This is a genomic window from Oryzifoliimicrobium ureilyticum (assembly GCF_037199735.1).
GTDB lineage: Bacteria > Pseudomonadota > Alphaproteobacteria > Rhizobiales > Rhizobiaceae > Rhizobium > Rhizobium ureilyticus.
This window is the reverse complement of record NZ_JBBBVQ010000001.1, coordinates 23090-37872: the sequence shown is the minus strand read 5'-3', so window position 1 is coordinate 37872 and position 14783 is coordinate 23090. Positions and strand designations below refer to the sequence as shown.

General features: G+C 57.8%; 18 protein-coding genes and 1 tRNA gene. 3 read left to right on the top strand and 16 right to left on the bottom strand.

What is annotated here, in order from left to right:
- Window positions 1-28: 28 nt before the first annotated feature.
- On the bottom strand, window positions 29-502 hold the full coding sequence (locus VQ830_RS00190; RefSeq protein ID WP_337266040.1) for a hypothetical protein: 474 nt from the start codon (window positions 500-502) through the stop codon (window positions 29-31).
- Between the two features lie 64 nt (window positions 503-566).
- The gene (locus VQ830_RS00185; RefSeq protein WP_337266039.1) at window positions 567-1082 is read right to left on the bottom strand and encodes a hypothetical protein; all 516 of its coding nucleotides are present in this window, start codon (window positions 1080-1082) and stop codon (window positions 567-569) included.
- A 145-nt stretch (window positions 1083-1227) separates the two neighbouring features.
- Between VQ830_RS00185 and VQ830_RS00180 the strand changes: the two genes are divergently transcribed.
- On the top strand, window positions 1228-1896 hold the full coding sequence (locus tag VQ830_RS00180) for a response regulator transcription factor (RefSeq protein WP_337266038.1): 669 nt from the start codon (window positions 1228-1230) through the stop codon (window positions 1894-1896).
- Window positions 1893-3248, top strand: coding sequence for a sensor histidine kinase (locus VQ830_RS00175; RefSeq protein WP_337266037.1), 1356 nt, complete (start codon window positions 1893-1895; stop codon window positions 3246-3248). Before VQ830_RS00180 ends, VQ830_RS00175 begins: the two co-directional genes overlap by 4 nt.
- Before the next feature lie 53 nt (window positions 3249-3301).
- Here VQ830_RS00175 and VQ830_RS00170 read toward each other — a convergent pair whose 3' ends face one another.
- The 6 genes from VQ830_RS00170 to VQ830_RS00145 all read right to left on the bottom strand — a co-directional run bounded on the left by VQ830_RS00170 (window position 3302) and on the right by VQ830_RS00145 (window position 9806).
- Entirely contained in the window at window positions 3302-4729 is a 1428-nt protein-coding gene (locus VQ830_RS00170) for a gamma-aminobutyraldehyde dehydrogenase (RefSeq protein ID WP_337266036.1), read from the bottom strand.
- 30 nt (window positions 4730-4759) lie between these two features.
- Window positions 4760-5575, bottom strand: coding sequence for an ABC transporter permease (locus tag VQ830_RS00165; protein ID WP_337266035.1), 816 nt, complete (start codon window positions 5573-5575; stop codon window positions 4760-4762).
- A complete protein-coding gene (locus VQ830_RS00160) occupies window positions 5565-6497 on the bottom strand; it encodes an ABC transporter permease (RefSeq protein WP_337266034.1) in 933 nt (310 codons plus the stop codon). Before VQ830_RS00160 ends, VQ830_RS00165 begins: the two co-directional genes overlap by 11 nt.
- Window positions 6494-7492, bottom strand: a complete 999-nt coding sequence (locus tag VQ830_RS00155; protein WP_337266033.1) for an ABC transporter ATP-binding protein — start codon at window positions 7490-7492, stop codon at window positions 6494-6496. The genes VQ830_RS00160 and VQ830_RS00155 overlap by 4 nt, the downstream gene beginning before the upstream one ends.
- Window positions 7493-7622: 130 nt before the next feature.
- Window positions 7623-8780: an ABC transporter substrate-binding protein gene (locus VQ830_RS00150; RefSeq protein WP_337266032.1), complete on the bottom strand. Its 1158-nt coding sequence runs from the start codon at window positions 8778-8780 to the stop codon at window positions 7623-7625.
- A 114-nt stretch (window positions 8781-8894) separates the two neighbouring features.
- Window positions 8895-9806 carry a LysR substrate-binding domain-containing protein gene (locus VQ830_RS00145; protein WP_337266031.1) on the bottom strand — a complete coding sequence of 304 codons (912 nt, stop codon included), beginning with the start codon at window positions 9804-9806 and terminating at the stop codon, window positions 8895-8897.
- A 154-nt stretch (window positions 9807-9960) separates the two neighbouring features.
- On the opposite strand from VQ830_RS00145, the gene VQ830_RS00140 reads away from it, so the two are divergent.
- Complete coding sequence (locus tag VQ830_RS00140; RefSeq protein ID WP_337266030.1) at window positions 9961-10329, top strand: hypothetical protein; 369 nt, start codon at window positions 9961-9963, stop codon at window positions 10327-10329.
- A 2-nt stretch (window positions 10330-10331) separates the two neighbouring features.
- On the opposite strand, the gene VQ830_RS00135 is transcribed toward VQ830_RS00140, so the two are convergent.
- The 8 genes from VQ830_RS00135 to VQ830_RS00100 all read right to left on the bottom strand — a co-directional run bounded on the left by VQ830_RS00135 (window position 10332) and on the right by VQ830_RS00100 (window position 14679).
- Window positions 10332-10407, bottom strand: a tRNA-Phe gene (locus VQ830_RS00135).
- A gap of 191 nt (window positions 10408-10598) precedes the next feature.
- Window positions 10599-10808, bottom strand: a complete 210-nt coding sequence (yacG, locus tag VQ830_RS00130) for a DNA gyrase inhibitor YacG (RefSeq protein WP_337266029.1) — start codon at window positions 10806-10808, stop codon at window positions 10599-10601.
- 101 nt (window positions 10809-10909) lie between these two features.
- A complete protein-coding gene (locus tag VQ830_RS00125; protein WP_337266028.1) occupies window positions 10910-11530 on the bottom strand; it encodes a Maf-like protein in 621 nt (206 codons plus the stop codon).
- Between the two features lie 48 nt (window positions 11531-11578).
- Window positions 11579-11797: a translation initiation factor IF-1 gene (gene infA, locus VQ830_RS00120; RefSeq protein WP_337266027.1), complete on the bottom strand. Its 219-nt coding sequence runs from the start codon at window positions 11795-11797 to the stop codon at window positions 11579-11581.
- A gap of 162 nt (window positions 11798-11959) precedes the next feature.
- A complete protein-coding gene (locus VQ830_RS00115) occupies window positions 11960-12442 on the bottom strand; it encodes an arsenate-mycothiol transferase ArsC (protein ID WP_438617133.1) in 483 nt (160 codons plus the stop codon).
- Complete coding sequence (locus VQ830_RS00110; protein WP_438617146.1) at window positions 12439-12954, bottom strand: UPF0262 family protein; 516 nt, start codon at window positions 12952-12954, stop codon at window positions 12439-12441. Before VQ830_RS00110 ends, VQ830_RS00115 begins: the two co-directional genes overlap by 4 nt.
- Window positions 12914-14212, bottom strand: a complete 1299-nt coding sequence (gene hisD, locus VQ830_RS00105; RefSeq protein WP_337266024.1) for a histidinol dehydrogenase — start codon at window positions 14210-14212, stop codon at window positions 12914-12916. Before hisD ends, VQ830_RS00110 begins: the two co-directional genes overlap by 41 nt.
- A 29-nt stretch (window positions 14213-14241) precedes the next feature.
- Window positions 14242-14679, bottom strand: coding sequence for a DUF2948 family protein (locus VQ830_RS00100; protein ID WP_337266023.1), 438 nt, complete (start codon window positions 14677-14679; stop codon window positions 14242-14244).
- Window positions 14680-14783: the final 104 nt, after the last annotated feature.

Here is a 14783-nt window from a genome sequence, read left to right as displayed (position 1 = left end):
CTCTCCTCAGAGATAGCGCCGCCTTGGCTCAGCGTGGCGGCAAGGGCTTTCCAGGCTGCTGCGGACCTGCCTGTAGATTGACCTTGTCCATGACTTGGGTCAGCAGGTCAGCGCAGACCTTCATCGGTTCATCATCGGCGCATTTGATGTCGATGACGGCGCCGCCGGTTTCGATCCGAAAATGAGCCGCTTTAGAAGGCGGCGGTGGTGGCGGCGGACGGTGTCCAGCTGGTCCCGGGCCTTCCGGGCCGCGAGGTCCGGGGCCCATTGCCCAATCGGCAGGACCGCGGGGCGGTGGTGGAGGTGGTGGCGGCGCATCTGGTCCAGCCGGTCCGCCCATTGCCTGCGGGCCACCCGGCGGTGGCGGTGGTGGCGGAGGCGAGCCCGCCTGCATATCTTGAACCGCTGGCGCAGCTGGCGGAGGAGCTGGAGGCTGTTGAGCAAATGCGGTGCTTGACGCCAGCACGGTGGCAAGCAGTCCTGAAATAAAAAGCTTTTGCATAAAAAGTCCTTCCTGATGAACTTGCGTGCAGGGAACGGAAGATTGAGGCGTTTGGTTCATCGCCTCAATCAATTTTGTGGAACAGGCCCGCCAGCCCTCGATGGGGCGGCGGAGGCGGGCCTCCCGCAGGGCCAAGAGCGACCGTCGCACCGTTCTGGTGAACCAGATAACTTGCATGCACGGTGCCATCATTGAAGCGGCCCTGGATCGTGACGGCCTCGTCTTTCTTGACGAGATCGCCATCTTCGCCGGCAGGTCCCGTCTCAACGAGAGCTCTGCCGGTATCGTCTTGGACGATGAACTTGTTGCCGTAGATTTCGGCCACCTTGCCCCTGATGGTGACGAGGCTCCATTGCGGCATGGAGGAAATGGCGACCGGATTGATAGGAGCCATTTCAGGCGCAGGGCGCATCAGCCTCATTGCTCCGGCTCCGCCTGCTGCACCGATCGCCAGGACTGCAAGTCCTGCAACCAGGGTTGCGGCATAATGCCGGCGACGCCTTCCCGAAGGCGGCGCTGCCTGTGCTGCGCTGCTGCTCTCGGCAGCTGGCGTTGTGGTTTCGTCTACTCGATCTGACATCATTGGCTCCTTCGCCTGATTTGATGAGACGAAGATAAACCCAAGGCGCCGTCGCCTCGCTGAACCTCGCGGTTCAGTTTGAGTTAAGCTGGTGATTGTTATCTGGGAGACAGGCGATCCCCCCCACAAACAGAAGGTTATTTTCATGCGCGTTCTTCTGGTCGAAGACGATGACGATCTCAGCACACGGATCGCAGCCGCGCTTCGCGCGGAAAATTTCGTCGTCGATATCGCAAAAAATGGGGAAGACGCACTTCACGCGGGGGTGGAAGAACTCTTCGACGCAGCCGTTCTCGATCTTGGCCTGCCAAAGATCGATGGCGTTGCCGTTTTGAAGGGATGGCGCGAGAAAGGTCGGAGCCTACCGGTGCTGGTTCTAACCGCACGCGAAGGTTGGCCCGACAAGGTCGCGAGCTTCAAGGCTGGCGCCGATGACTTTGTTACCAAACCCTTCAGGATCGAAGAACTCGTTCTGCGACTGAGAGCCCTCGTGCGGCGCTCGGCTGGGCACGCCTCCTCTCACATCGTCTGCGGCGGTCTGCAATTCGACGTACAGCTCGGAAGTTTTGAATTGGACGGCCTGCCGCTGAAGCTCACTGCCTTGGAGTGGCGTGTGTTGTCCTGCCTCATGCTCAGAGCGGAAAACGTCGTCGACCGCGCAGAACTTATAGAAAGGGTCTATGATCGGAACGCCGAGGTCGATTCCAATTCAATCGAGGTGATCGTCGCGCGCTTGCGCAAAAAGATCGGCGCGCAATTCATCGAAACCGTTCGTGGTCGAGGCTATATGCTGACATCCCAGGTGTCGTCGTGATCGGCTTCAATAGACAACGTCCGTCGATTGCCAGACGACTGCTGGTCTTCTCGGTCGTCTTTGTGAGCGCCGCCCTCATCATTGCCTCCGTCATCCTATGGTTCGCAATCAGGACGGTCGTTCGAGAACAAATCGATCAGCGCCTTGATACGCAGATTTCCGCTTTGACGGGTGCAGTGAGTTACGAAAATGGCCAGCTGACTCTTCACAGCAATCTCGATGGCCCGCCCTTTGACCGGTTTGGATCGGGCTGGTACTGGCAGGTAGAAGGCGCAGGGCAGCGTTTGACGTCACGATCTCTTGGACAAGCGACGATCGATGCGCCGCCGCGCGGACCGGACTTTCGACGCTTCATAACCGGCGCACCTTACCCCGGAGAGGCACTCGATGACGAAGGCCGCGGCCTTTACACGAGGCAAGCCATCCGCAACTGGAAAGGCTTGCCGATCATTATTACGGCTTCCGCCCCGGGACGGGCCCTCGTTGACCCGGCCCTGCATGCCCTGTTTTGGCTGCTGCCTTGCATGGCGGCGCTTGGCGCTGTTCTGGTCGGCGGCACGTTCCTGCAGATCTATTACGGACTGAAACCGTTATCTTTGATGGCCTCGCAGATCGAAGCAATCAACAAGGGCGAGCGCAATCGCTTGCCGGCTCAATCCATCGTGGAACTCGCGCCGCTTGCCGACAAAACGAACGATCTCCTGCAGCTCAACGAGGAGCGGTTAAGCGCGACGCGGCTGCAATTTGCCAATCTGGCGCATGGCCTGAAGACGCCGACGGCCAGTCTCTTTCTCGCACTCAACGACAAGAACGATCCTGACGGAGACATTCGCGATCTCGCCCACCGCATCGATCGCCGCATCAAGCATCACCTCAGCTCTGCGCGGCGCGTGATGGGCGGTGCGTCAAATGGCGTTCGCACACCGATCGGTCCTGTTGTCAACGAGTTGCAGCAGATTATGGCGAAGATCTACGAAGAGCGTCATATCGAGATCAAAACGGAAGGTCTCGGCGCACCGGCTACCGCCTGCGATGAGAAGGACCTGGAGGAAATGCTGGGTAACCTCATGGAAAACGCCATCAAATGGGCGCGGCGCCAGGTATCGGTCACCGCGCAGACGAGCGGCCGATCCGTGTTGATCGTCGTGGAAGATGATGGGCCAGGGATTCCCGACGACCGGCTGAAGGCAGTTCTTCTGCCGGGCGTACGGGAAGATGAAAGGGTTCCGGGCGACGGTTTCGGTCTGACCATCGTCAGCGAGCTTGCCGAACTTTACGGCGGATCGCTGCGGCTTGAAAACCGGATGCCTTCTGGATTGGCGGCGACACTTACACTCCCGTCGAGCATGTAATGCAAGTGGCGCCTAATTTAGCCGTCCAGAATGCGGTGATGGGTGATCGTTTCTCAGCTGTGCGCGATCATGACGTGCCGAACCACCGAATAATCCTCGAGCGCGTAGGTCGACAGATCCTTTCCGTAGCCCGACTGCTTCAACCCGCCATGCGGCATTTCGTTGACAAGCATGAAGTGAGTGTTGACCCAGGTGCAGCCGTAACGAAGGGTGGCGGCTGCTTTCATCGCTTTCGACACGTCCTTCGTCCATACAGATGAGGCAAGGCCATAATCAGACTCGTTCGCCCATCCGATCACGTCATCATCCGAACCAAAGGGCGTGACCGAGACGACGGGACCGAAGACCTCGCGGCGGACAATCTCGTCAGTTTGCAGCGCGCCGGCGACCACGGTTGGCTGATAGTAGAAGCCGCTGCCATCGGGGATGACGCCGCCCGTTGCAAGCTCGATGTGAGAAGCCTCTGCAGCGCGCTGGACGAAGCTTGCGACGCGATCACGCTGACGCTGCGAAATCAGCGGGCCGATCTCGTTTTGCGTGTCGTCGGTCTGTCCGAAGCGAATGCTCGAAACGGCGTGCGAAAGATCGGCCACGAACTTGTCGTAGATGCCCTTATGGGCGTAAATCCGACATGCCGCCGTGCAATCCTGGCCGGCATTGTAAAAGCCGAAGGCGCGGATGCCCGACACAGCTGCCTCCAGTTCCGCATCGTCATAGACAATGACCGGAGCCTTGCCGCCAAGTTCGAGATGCGTGCGCTTGACGCTTTTCGAGGCGGCCTGGATGACCTTCTTGCCGGTGGCGATATCGCCGGTGATAGAGATCATGTCGATACCGGGATGATTGATCAGGCTGTTGCCGACGCTTTCGCCACGGCCAAGGATCACATTCACGACACCTTCCGGCAGGATCTCCGCAAGAAGCTTTGCCAGCTTCAGCGCGGTCAAAGGCGTTTGCTCGGAGGGCTTGAACACGACGGTATTGCCAGCCGCAATCGCCGGGGCGAGCTTCCAGGCCATCATCATCAGCGGATAATTCCAGGGTGCGATCGATCCGACAACGCCAATCGCATCGCGGCGGATCATCGAGGTGAAGCCTGGAAGATATTCGCCTGCCAACGTTCCGTGCTGGTTGCGAACGGCGCCTGCAAAGAAACGGTAGCAATCGATGATTGCCGGTATTTCATCGTTCCGTACGGCATTGATGGGCTTGCCGCAATTCAGCGCCTCGAGCGTTGCAAAGCCATCAGCATCGGCCTCGATTGCATCGGCAATCTTCAGAAGATAGCCGGCGCGCTCGCCCGGCGTTGTCTGCGACCATCCCGCGAAAGCCCGCCGCGCCGCAAAGACTGCCGCGTCGATCTGAGCGGAGGAAGCCTCCGGCAGGTTTAAAATCGTTTCACCTGTGCGGGGATTGAGGATGCGCTCTTCCTGATCCTCGCCTTTCACGAGCGAGGTGCCGATAAGCATATCTGTTTGCATGGATGCAGCCTTTCCTTCGAGTACCGTCGATTATTTCCCTGTGCCTGCGATATCTTCCCCTCTTGCCGTCCAGTAATAGGCAGCAAGGATCGGCAGAAACGTGACCAGCACGACAGCCATGGCCACGACATTGGTGACAGGCCGTTCGCGCGGGCGAATGAGTTCTTCCAGCATCCAGATGGGCAAGGTCTGTTGTTGTCCGGCCGTGAAGGTCGTGACGATCACCTCATCAAATGAAAGCGCGAAGGCCAACATGCCACCTGCCAAGAGAGCCGTTGCCAAATTTGGCAGGACAACATGGCGAAAGGTCTGGAAACCATCTGCGCCTAGATCATAGGAGGCTTCGACCAGAGAGGGCGACATTCTGCGAAAGCGCGCCACGGCGTTGTTATAGACAACGACGATGCAAAATGTCGCGTGACCTAAGACGATCGTCCAGAACGAGAATGGAATTTCCAAGAGGCCGAAGGCCGAGCGAAGGGCAATGCCGGTCACGATGCCCGGAAGCGCAATCGGTAGCACGACGAGCAGCGTGATGCCGTCGCGACCGAAGAATTTCGCCCGGGAAAGCGCCGCCGCGCAACAGGTGCCGAGGATCATGGCCAGTAAAGTGGCGATCGTCGCAACCCTTAGCGAAAGCCCAAGCGCTGCCCAAACATCTTGCCGATCCCATGTCTCAAACAGCCAGCGCGTCGTCAGGCCGGGTGGCGGCCATTGAAAGCTTCTGTCTTCCGTCGTGAAGGCATAAACGAAAATGAGGAGGATCGGCAATTGCAGAAACAAAAGTCCGCCGACAGCGGCAAACTTGAGCGCAAGCGGGGCTTTTGGGCTGCCATCAGAGCGCATCGAATGCCCCTCTCTTCTTTGCAAGCCACAGATAGACGCCCATGATGATGATGGGGACGACCGAAAAGGCCGCCGCCAGTGGCACGTTGCCGGCAGTGCCCTGCTGGGTATAGACGGCTTGACCGATAAAGAGACGCGAGGTGCCGATGATGCCTGGAATAATGTAATCGCCCAGTGTCAGCGAAAAAGTGAAGATCGAGCCAGCCGCCACACCCGGCATTGCCAGCGGCAATAGAATTTTCCGAAAGGTTTGCGAGGGAGCCGCACCCAAATCGTAGGAGGCCTCGACAAGACTTGAGGGAACCCGCTCCAGGGCGGCCTGGATCGGCAAGATCATGTAGGGCAGCCAGATATAGACGAAAACGATAAAAGTACCCGTGGCGCTGACAGAAAGAGAATTGCCGCCCACGACAGGAAGCGCCAGCCAAAAGTCTAAGAGGGGGGTCAGCGATAATTTTGCCGCGGTCCAGCTAATGATGCCTTCCTTGGAGAGGATCATCTTCCAGGCATAGATCTTGACGAGATAACTGGACCAGAGCGGCATCATCACGCCCAGGTAGAAAAGCGCTTTCCAACGTCCTTTCGCGTAGCGGGCCGCGAAATAGGCAATGGGAAACGCAATGATTGCCGAGGCAACAGTGACGAGCGCTGCCATCACGACAGTTCGCACAATGATATCGATGTTGGATGGCCGAAGCAGTTCCTGATAGGTCGCTAAGGTCAGCTCATAATTGACGAGACCACTGAAGTCGTCGATCGAGAAAAAGCTTTGCAGGAGAAGTGCAAACAGCGATCCGACATAGACCACCGCAAGCCACAGCAAGGGCGGCGCAAGCAAGACCAGCGTGAACAGCAACGGCCCGCGCCAAAGCAAGGCAGACAGGCGGGAGGAAAAGGACTGAGGCGCCAGAGCCGAGGTCATGCCGCATCATCCAGAAAGTTGAGTGAGCGGCGCTCGAAAGAGAGCGTGATTGGACCTTTCTCGCCCGGCAACTCGACAAAAGCTGGCAAATCGGCATGGATGACTTGATCGTCGACACGAACGGCGATGCGACGAACCGCCCCCAGGAAGCTTGCATTGGTGAGCGTGCCGGTAAGTTCGAGACGATCTTGTCCTGCCGCCAGCGAGATCTGTTCCGGCCTGACGCTGGTCCAGCGCCGCTCCCCTGTCAGTCTTTCGGTGAGCGTCGGCGCAAGGACATTGGAGGAGCCGACGAAGTTCGCAACGAAGCGGGTCTTCGGCTGCTGATAAATCTCCTCCGGAGCGCCTGCTTGGACGATATGACCATTATTGAACACAGCGACCCTATCGGCCATTGACAGCGCTTCGCTCTGATCGTGGGTGACGAAGATGAATGTGATGCCGAGCGCCTTTTGCAGACTTTTCAATTCTTCCTGCATGGCTTCGCGGAGCTTGAGGTCGAGTGCGCCAAGCGGCTCGTCCAAGAGCAGAACCTTGGGTTTGTTGACCAAAGCACGCGCCAATGCGACACGCTGTCTTTGTCCGCCCGATAGCTGAGCGGTTTTTCGTGTGCCGTAGCCACCGAGCTTGACGAGGTCCAAAGCTTCCTCAGCGGCCTTGTGGCGGGTTGCCCTGTCTATGCCTTTGACCATCAGGCCATAGGCCACGTTCTCGAGAATGTTCATATGCGGAAAGAGCGCATAATCCTGAAACACGGTATTCACCGCTCGCCGCCAGGGCGGAAGACCTGTCGTGCTCTCACCAAAGATTGCAATGTCGCCCGACGTTGGTTGCTCAAAGCCCGCGACGAGCCGCAGGCATGTCGTCTTGCCCGATCCCGAAGGCCCGAGCATGGCGAAGAACTCGCCCTCCCCGATGTCGAGGTCGACGCTATCAACCGCTTTGACCGCGCCGAAGTGACGCGAGACAGAACGAAAAGCGACAGCAGAGGTCATTGCGGCAAATCTCCGGTGAGAGCATGGAGGATACATGTGGCCAATGCAGGACTACCGCGGCGGCAATCAGCGAAACTGAGCGGATTGAAGGGGGGCCGGCCGAGCGCCGGCCCGGGCCTATGCTGGCGAACTATTGGCCGCCCATCACGGCGATATAATCGCTGACCCAACGGTTGTAGGGAACACAGGTCCCGCCCTCGCACTTGGCAACAGGTGTTCTCCAGAAGGAGATCTTTTCGAATTTGTCGAAGCCGTTCGTCGTGCAGCCGCTCTCACCAAGCAGGGCATTGTCTTTGCAGGCTGCCGGCACGGCGGGAACGGAACCGAACCAGGCAGCCACATCACCCTGGGTTTTAGGGTCGAGCGAATGATTGAGCCACATGTAGGCGCAGTTTGGATGCGCGGCCTCGGCATGCATCATGGTCGTATCGGCCCAGCCTGTCGCGCCTTCCTTTGGAATGACGGATGCAACCGGCTGCTTGTCTGCCTGGAGCAGATTGACCTGATAAGGCCATGAGCTCGAGGCCACCACGCCTTCGTTTTTGAAGTCGTCGGTCTGCACCGTGGCATCATGCCAGTAACGGCCAACCAGCTTGCGCTGCCCTTTAAGAAGGTCAATCGCCGCTGCGTATTGTTCTTCATTCAAGGCATAGGGATCTTTGATACCAAGCTCCGGCTTGGCGCTTTTCAGATAGAGCGCAGCGTCGGCAATATAGATGGGACCGTCATAGGCCTGGACCCGGCCCTTGTTCGACTTGCCGTCCGGCAGCGTCATCTCCTTGAAAACGAAATCCCAGCTGTCGGGCGCTTTCTCACCAAACACTTTGGTGTTGTACATCAGGACATTCGGACCCCATTGATAGGGCGTGCCGTAATGCACCTTATTGACGGTATGCCATGGGGCATCCTGCAATCGCTTGTCGATACCTGACCAATTCTCGATGAGCCCCACATTGATCGGCTGAACTTTTTTGCCTGCGACAAGGCGAAGGGAAGCGTCGCCCGAGGCCGTGACAAGATCGAAACCACCCTGATTCATCAGCGTGACCATTTCATCGGATGTCGCAGCGGTCTTGACCTTGACCTTGCAACCCGTCTCCTTCTCGAACCCGGAAACCCAGTCGTAGTTCTTGTCGCTTTCACCGCGCTCGATGTAGCCGGCCCAGGCGACGATATCGACCTCCCCCTCCCCCTTGCCGATCGAGCTCTTCATATCCGCCGAAAACGCTGACGTAAGCGTGCCGCAAACGAGTGCCACTGCCGTGGTTATACTGATCGCTTTCTTCATGATGTTCCCCTTTAACAACGTCGCTTTTTATTAAAGGGGAGGATATGCAGGATCTTCGGTTTCGCAATTTCTTTTGTCAGAATTCCGGTATCGGTATTTCCGATACCGAATTCATTACCTGAGCCTCGGGGTCCTCTGCGTCTGGGCCAGTGCAAGAAAATTGCGCAGCGGCTCCGACAGCTTCAAGCCACGCCGCCAGACGAGACCTACTTGGATTGCAGGGAGCGAAGCTGAGACATCCCGTGCCTCGATGCGGTCGCCTTCAAGCGACCAAGGGCGGTAGATCATGTCTGGCAGGATTGCCACGCCTGCCCCGGTCGCAACCAAGCTGCGAACAGCCTCCACGGAGCGGGTTCGAAAGGCGACGCGTGGACGTGCGCCAAAGGCATCCAGCAGACGGCGTGTCGCCTCCTCGATCTCGTCCGTTGTCAACATGATGAGCGGCAACCCGACAATATCTTCCATGGCAATCGAATCGCGCGATGAGAGGTCATGACCGGCCGGCAGCCAAAGACTAAAAGGGGAAATCTCAAGCGTTTCGGATTGCAGTGCCTGCCTGTCTCGTAAGTTATTGAGAAGCATGACGGCAACGTCAAGTTCGCCGCCGATCAGCAAATGCTCAAGATAATTGCCGTCATCTTCGATCGTTCCAACCTCGACGGCAGGAAAGGCGCGGCGATAGCGCGCCAGCAAATCCGACAGGACGTAGCCTGCAACGAGCGAGGTGACGCCCAGTTGCAAATTGCCGCCAGCCGACTGGTCGGCCGGATAATCGAAAACACGTCTTGCCTCAGAAACGCCCGCGAGAATTTTTGTGGCGTGGCGCAGGAACTGGTGACCTTGCTGGGTAATCGCCAGCCCGCGCGGATGGCGTTCGAAGAGCCCCACCCCGAGGTCCTGTTCCAGATCCTTGATGGCTTCTGTGATCGAAGATTGGGAAATCGACATGGCGTGGGCGGCGCCCGACACGGTGCCTTGCTCGGCAACCGCAACGAAATACTGCAACTGCCTTAGTGTGAATGCCAATCTGCGCCCCCACCTTTGCCGCCCATTTTTAAAGCGCCATGCAGATCAGATCACACGCACATCTGCAAGCCGAAGCAAAAGACTATGGCAGGTCTTGCCGGCTTTTTTCTCACCCTTTCGACTAGCGGCTGCGGATGATCAAGCGATCACCTCTATGACGATCGTAATCCTGCCGATGCGTATGGTTGAGGATCTGATCATGCTCCTCATAGTAGGAGCGAGCCCCCGGCTGGCTGACGCAGCTTGCAAGGATAAGACAGGTTGCCATGAGGGAGAGAACAAAAGCTTTGTGTTGCATCATACACATTCCTGCAGCAGTGGCATGGCCGAGCGCCATGATAATAAAGGTCAAACACCCAGGGTTGAAAGTGGTTCACTCTGTATCGAAAACAAACCCTTGCTGGCCTTCCACCGATCTTTTGACTTCATAACTGGAACGGCCAATGAGACTCAGCTTGCCCTCTGGCAACAAGAGACGGGCGCGCAAGTTGCTAATAGTAAGAACGTGCAGGATGATGTTTAAAGTGGTGCCCAGGACCGGAATCGAACCAGTGACACGCGGATTTTCAATCCGCTGCTCTACCAACTGAGCTACCTGGGCTAACCATGCTTGCTTCGCATTTCGGCTTTCGAAACGGCCGGGTCATTGGTTTTCCCCGGAAGCGAGCGGGGTTATAGCATCTTGTTCGGACATGGCAAGCGCCAAATGATAGTTTTTTGACAGGGACGAAGATTTACCGAATTTGTGAGCAAATAGAAGGGCTTCGTTCGCCCCGGTCGTTGCGATCCCGCCTATTCGTCGTCCTGGTGCCCCGCCCTGCTCTGGTCTTCTGTTGCGGCAATCGCATAAGAGCCCGTCAGCCAGCGGGATAAGTCGAGGTCGCGGCAGCGGTTTGAGCAGAAAGGATAATGATCGCGGCTCGATGGCTTTCCGCATTCCGGGCAAGGCCGCTTTTTGCGCAAAGGCTCGACCTTGGCAGATGTCTTCATCTCTTCAGACAAAGTGTTTCTCCAGTTGTTTCGAGTTTGTAGGCGCCTCGCTCTTCAAAAGCGATAGGCGATGGGCCGGCGCGTGCACGTTGAAACGACGATCAAGCTGCCGCTTAACCTTCCGGCCAGCGGCTATAGACGTCAAAGCCCTCGCCGGACAGCAATAGCGTCGTTTCGTACAGCGGCAGGCCCACTACATTTGTGTAGGATCCCGAAAGCTTTTGCACGAACGCACCGGCAAGGCCCTGAATGCCGTAAGCCCCAGCCTTGCCGCGCCATTGCCCGGATGCAAGATAGGTATCGATTTCCAAACTTGAAAGACGCTTGAAGCGCACTTTGGTCTCGACGATCTTCTGACGAAACTTCCGGTCGGGCGTGACGAGGCAAATGCCGGTATAGACCCAATGGCTGCGGCCAGACAAAAGATTGAGCGTTGCCGAGGCCTCATCGGCGAACTCGGCCTTGCCCAGGATCCTGCGTCCGACAGCGACCACCGTATCAGCAGCGAGAATATAGCTGCCTTTCCATGCTGCATCGCCTTTGACGGCTGAGAGTGCGGCCTGCGCCTTTTCCGTCGATAGGCGCCGAGCGAGCGAGCGGGGATGTTCGGATTTCTTCGGGGTCTCGTCGATATCCATCGGCATCAGGCGCGCTGGCTCGATGCCGGCCTGATTCAAAAGGTCGACGCGCCGGGGAGAACCGGAAGCCAAAATGAGCTTATAGGTGAGCGCCATAACCCTTCCCTCGACGGACGGCTGAACGTCGTGCCTGCAAATGCAGGATTACTTGAAGCGGTAGGTAATGCGGCCCTTGGTCAGGTCGTAAGGCGTCATCTCGACCAATACCTTGTCCCCAGCAAGGACGCGAATGCGGTTTTTGCGCATGCGGCCGGCCGTGTGGGCAATGATCTCATGCTCGTTTTCAAGCTTTACACGGAACGTTGCGTTCGGCAGCAATTCGACGACGATACCCGGAAACTCGAGGACTTCTTCTTTGGGCATATATGGTTTTTCTTCCTGTCTGGGTGACGAGCGCAAAGGCGCCCTTAAATTTTGCGCGGAACCTACACAATCAAGGCCAGTTTGTGAACCAAATTGATTGTCTTTCGCGCAAGAAAGCAAAAGAGCTGTTCTGCGGCATCCTATAGGCCTGTCGGGGAAGCTCTACAAGGGTTTGGTGACGGTGCCTTCGCGTCGAACGAAGTGCGTCTCGATAAGGTCGATCAGCCTGTCCCGCAAATCTCTGTAGCCATCAAGGATTTGCTCGCGCGTTCCCTGTGTGACGGTTGGATCCATCATCGGCCAGTAGATGACCTCTACGGCGCTCGAGCGCGTCAGTTCCAATGCGGCGTGATGGGCTTGCGGCGAAAGGCTGATGACGAGATCGAAGTAATCATCTTCGAGATCCTCCAGCGTGTGGGGCTGATGGCGGCCAAGGGTAAGGCCGATTTCGGCAAGCGCCGCCTCGACGAACGGATCCGGCTCACCCGCGCGCACGCCCGCTGAACGGACATAGACATTCGCCGGAAGAAGGTTGCGGGCGATGGCTTCGGCCATCGGCGAGCGGATCGCATTTTGTCCGCAGATAAAGAGGATGGCGCCGGGAGCGCCGCCGGCCGCCGCCGGCTTTGGCTCCATCGCCGTCATCCGCGCCAATAAAGCACGCAAACCAGGGTGAAAAGGCGGCGGGCCGTGTCGAAATCGACGTCAATTTTTCCAGCCAGCCTTTCCTTCAGCGCTTGCGAACCTTCATTATGAATGCCGCGCCGACCCATATCGATCGCCTCGATGCGGCTGGGGCTCGCCGACCGGATGGCCTCATAATAGCTCTCGCAGATCATGAAGTAGTCTTTCACGATACGGCGAAAGGGCGTGAGCGAAAGGATATGGGCTCCCACCTCGCTGCCATCTTCATGCTTGATGGAAAAGACCAGCTTTGAGTCCATCAGCGATATGTTCAGCCTGTAAGGCCCACCGGCATGGCCGAGAGGGCGAAAACTATTTTCCTCGATCAGATCGAAGATCGCAACCGCCCGCTCGTGTTCGACATCCGGTGTGGAACGACCGATACTGTCGTCTAGAACCACCTCGCAAAGCCGAAAACTGTCGTCGCTCACATCAACCTTCCAGATTAAGGCGGATGGCGACCGACTTGGCATGCGCATCAAGCCCTTCTGAGACGGCAAGCGCTATGGCAGCAGGTCCCAAGGTGCGCAGCTGCTCGGCCCCGAGACGCAGAATCGACGTGCGCTTGACGAAATCCAGGACCGAAAGTCCTGACGAAAACCGTGCCGAACGCGCCGTCGGCAGGACGTGATTGGAGCCGCCGACGTAATCGCCGATCACTTCAGGCGTATGCGCACCGATGAAAACCGCACCGGCATTGCGGATCCCTGGTAGCAGCGCATCCGGATCTGCGACCGCCAATTCGAGATGTTCGGGCGCAAGGCGGTTGGACAGAGGCAATGCATCCTCCAAGGCCTTAACAAGAATGATAGCGCCAAAATCGCGCCAGCTTGCCGCAGCGGTTTCGGCCCGGTTCAGCATGGTCAATTGTCGCTCTACCGCACTTTCTACGGCGCGCGCAAAATCGGCATCGTCGGTAATCAAGATAGACTGTGCAGCCGTGTCGTGCTCGGCCTGGGCCAAAAGGTCCGCTGCGATCCAGTCCGGATTGTTTTCCCGATCCGCAATGACAAGCACTTCCGAAGGACCGGCAATCATGTCAATGCCGACGATGCCGAAGACCTGGCGCTTGGCTGCGGCGACATAGGCATTGCCGGGACCGGTAATCTTGGCGACGGGCGCGATCGTCTGCGTTCCATAGGCCAGGGCGGCAATGGCCTGCGCGCCGCCGATGCGATAAATTTCACTGACGCCAGCAAGTCTGGCAGCAGCAAGCACGGCGGGGTTGACCTCGCCTCCCGTTGCCGGCACCGCGATGACGATCCGCTCGACACCCGCGACCTTGGCCGGTACGGCATTCATCAGAACAGAGCTTGGATAGCTGGCCGTACCGCCTGGCACATAGAGCCCAACGGCTTCAATGGCAGTCCAACGCGACCCCAAACCGACGCCCATCTCATCTTCATAAAGATCGTCCTTGGGCAGCTGACGGCGATGGTGAGATTCGATGCGCATGGCGGCGACCTTCAATGCGCCTAGTACTTCGGCAGGCACGGCATCGATGGCCGCGTCAATTTCTGCATCGCTGACCCTCATGGGGGTTAGCGCGAAGTCGACTCCGTCAAACCGCTTCGAATAGTCTGCCAGCGCAGCGTCGCCGCGCGCGCGCACGTCAGCAATGATATCGCGGACAACGGCATTGACGTCTTCGGAAACTTCTCTCTTGGTGGTCAGGAACGCTGCAAATTGCGCTTCAAAACCATCCGTTGTCTGATCCAGCCACAATGCCACGTGTCTTGTCCTCTTCCTGCGCCGCCTCGTCAAACACCCGGATGACGGGGACGCGAGGCCGTTTCCCATGCACCGCCGACATCGGCAAGCTGCACTTCGATGCATTCAACCTCAAGCACGATTTCGCCGCCTCCGGCAAGGGTCAGGATGACTTCGCCCTCCGGCCCCTGATCTTTTTGCTGAAATGTGACCGACAGAAGCGACAGAACTGCGGTTTTATTGTTGCGGTCGAACCCGATTGAACGGACTGCCAGCACGCGCTTGAAAATAAGCGCCGCACGACGACGCTCAAAGCTCTTGCGTTTGCGCAGGTTTTCTTCCCAGACGAAGCGATTTGCAGCCACCGCGAACTGCATGTCGCGCTGCGACCATGACACGTCCTGCAGCTTGAAAACGCTATCCTGCATATGCGCGGATATGATGGAGAGATCCTCCGTATCGAGCGCGACGAGCTTCAAATCAGTCATCGAGTTAACGGTCCTTCTTACGGCCGCAGGACGCGGCCGTACTGAGACAGGACATAGGACGCGCATGGCAAATGCGCAACCGATGACGTTCGATGGTAATTCGC

Excerpts from the sequence above, each read along its gene's own strand:
- VQ830_RS00190 (WP_337266040.1), bottom strand. The coding sequence starts at position 502 with ATGCAAAAGCTTTTTATTTCAGGACTGCTTGCCACCGTGCTGGCGTCA.
- VQ830_RS00185 (WP_337266039.1), bottom strand. The coding sequence starts at position 1,082 with ATGTCAGATCGAGTAGACGAAACCACAACGCCAGCTGCCGAGAGCAGC.
- VQ830_RS00180 (WP_337266038.1), top strand. The coding sequence starts at position 1,228 with ATGCGCGTTCTTCTGGTCGAAGACGATGACGATCTCAGCACACGGATC.
- VQ830_RS00170 (WP_337266036.1), bottom strand. The coding sequence starts at position 4,729 with ATGCAAACAGATATGCTTATCGGCACCTCGCTCGTGAAAGGCGAGGAT.
- VQ830_RS00165 (WP_337266035.1), bottom strand. The coding sequence starts at position 5,575 with ATGCGCTCTGATGGCAGCCCAAAAGCCCCGCTTGCGCTCAAGTTTGCC.
- VQ830_RS00160 (WP_337266034.1), bottom strand. The coding sequence starts at position 6,497 with ATGACCTCGGCTCTGGCGCCTCAGTCCTTTTCCTCCCGCCTGTCTGCC.
- VQ830_RS00155 (WP_337266033.1), bottom strand. The coding sequence starts at position 7,492 with ATGACCTCTGCTGTCGCTTTTCGTTCTGTCTCGCGTCACTTCGGCGCG.
- VQ830_RS00150 (WP_337266032.1), bottom strand. The coding sequence starts at position 8,780 with ATGAAGAAAGCGATCAGTATAACCACGGCAGTGGCACTCGTTTGCGGC.
- VQ830_RS00140 (WP_337266030.1), top strand. The coding sequence starts at position 9,961 with ATGACGATCGTAATCCTGCCGATGCGTATGGTTGAGGATCTGATCATG.
- VQ830_RS00125 (WP_337266028.1), bottom strand. The coding sequence starts at position 11,530 with ATGGCGCTCACCTATAAGCTCATTTTGGCTTCCGGTTCTCCCCGGCGC.
- infA (WP_337266027.1), bottom strand. The coding sequence starts at position 11,797 with ATGCCCAAAGAAGAAGTCCTCGAGTTTCCGGGTATCGTCGTCGAATTG.
- VQ830_RS00115 (WP_438617133.1), bottom strand. The coding sequence starts at position 12,442 with ATGACGGCGATGGAGCCAAAGCCGGCGGCGGCCGGCGGCGCTCCCGGC.
- VQ830_RS00110 (WP_438617146.1), bottom strand. The coding sequence starts at position 12,954 with ATGCCAAGTCGGTCGCCATCCGCCTTAATCTGGAAGGTTGATGTGAGC.
- VQ830_RS00100 (WP_337266023.1), bottom strand. The coding sequence starts at position 14,679 with ATGACTGATTTGAAGCTCGTCGCGCTCGATACGGAGGATCTCTCCATC.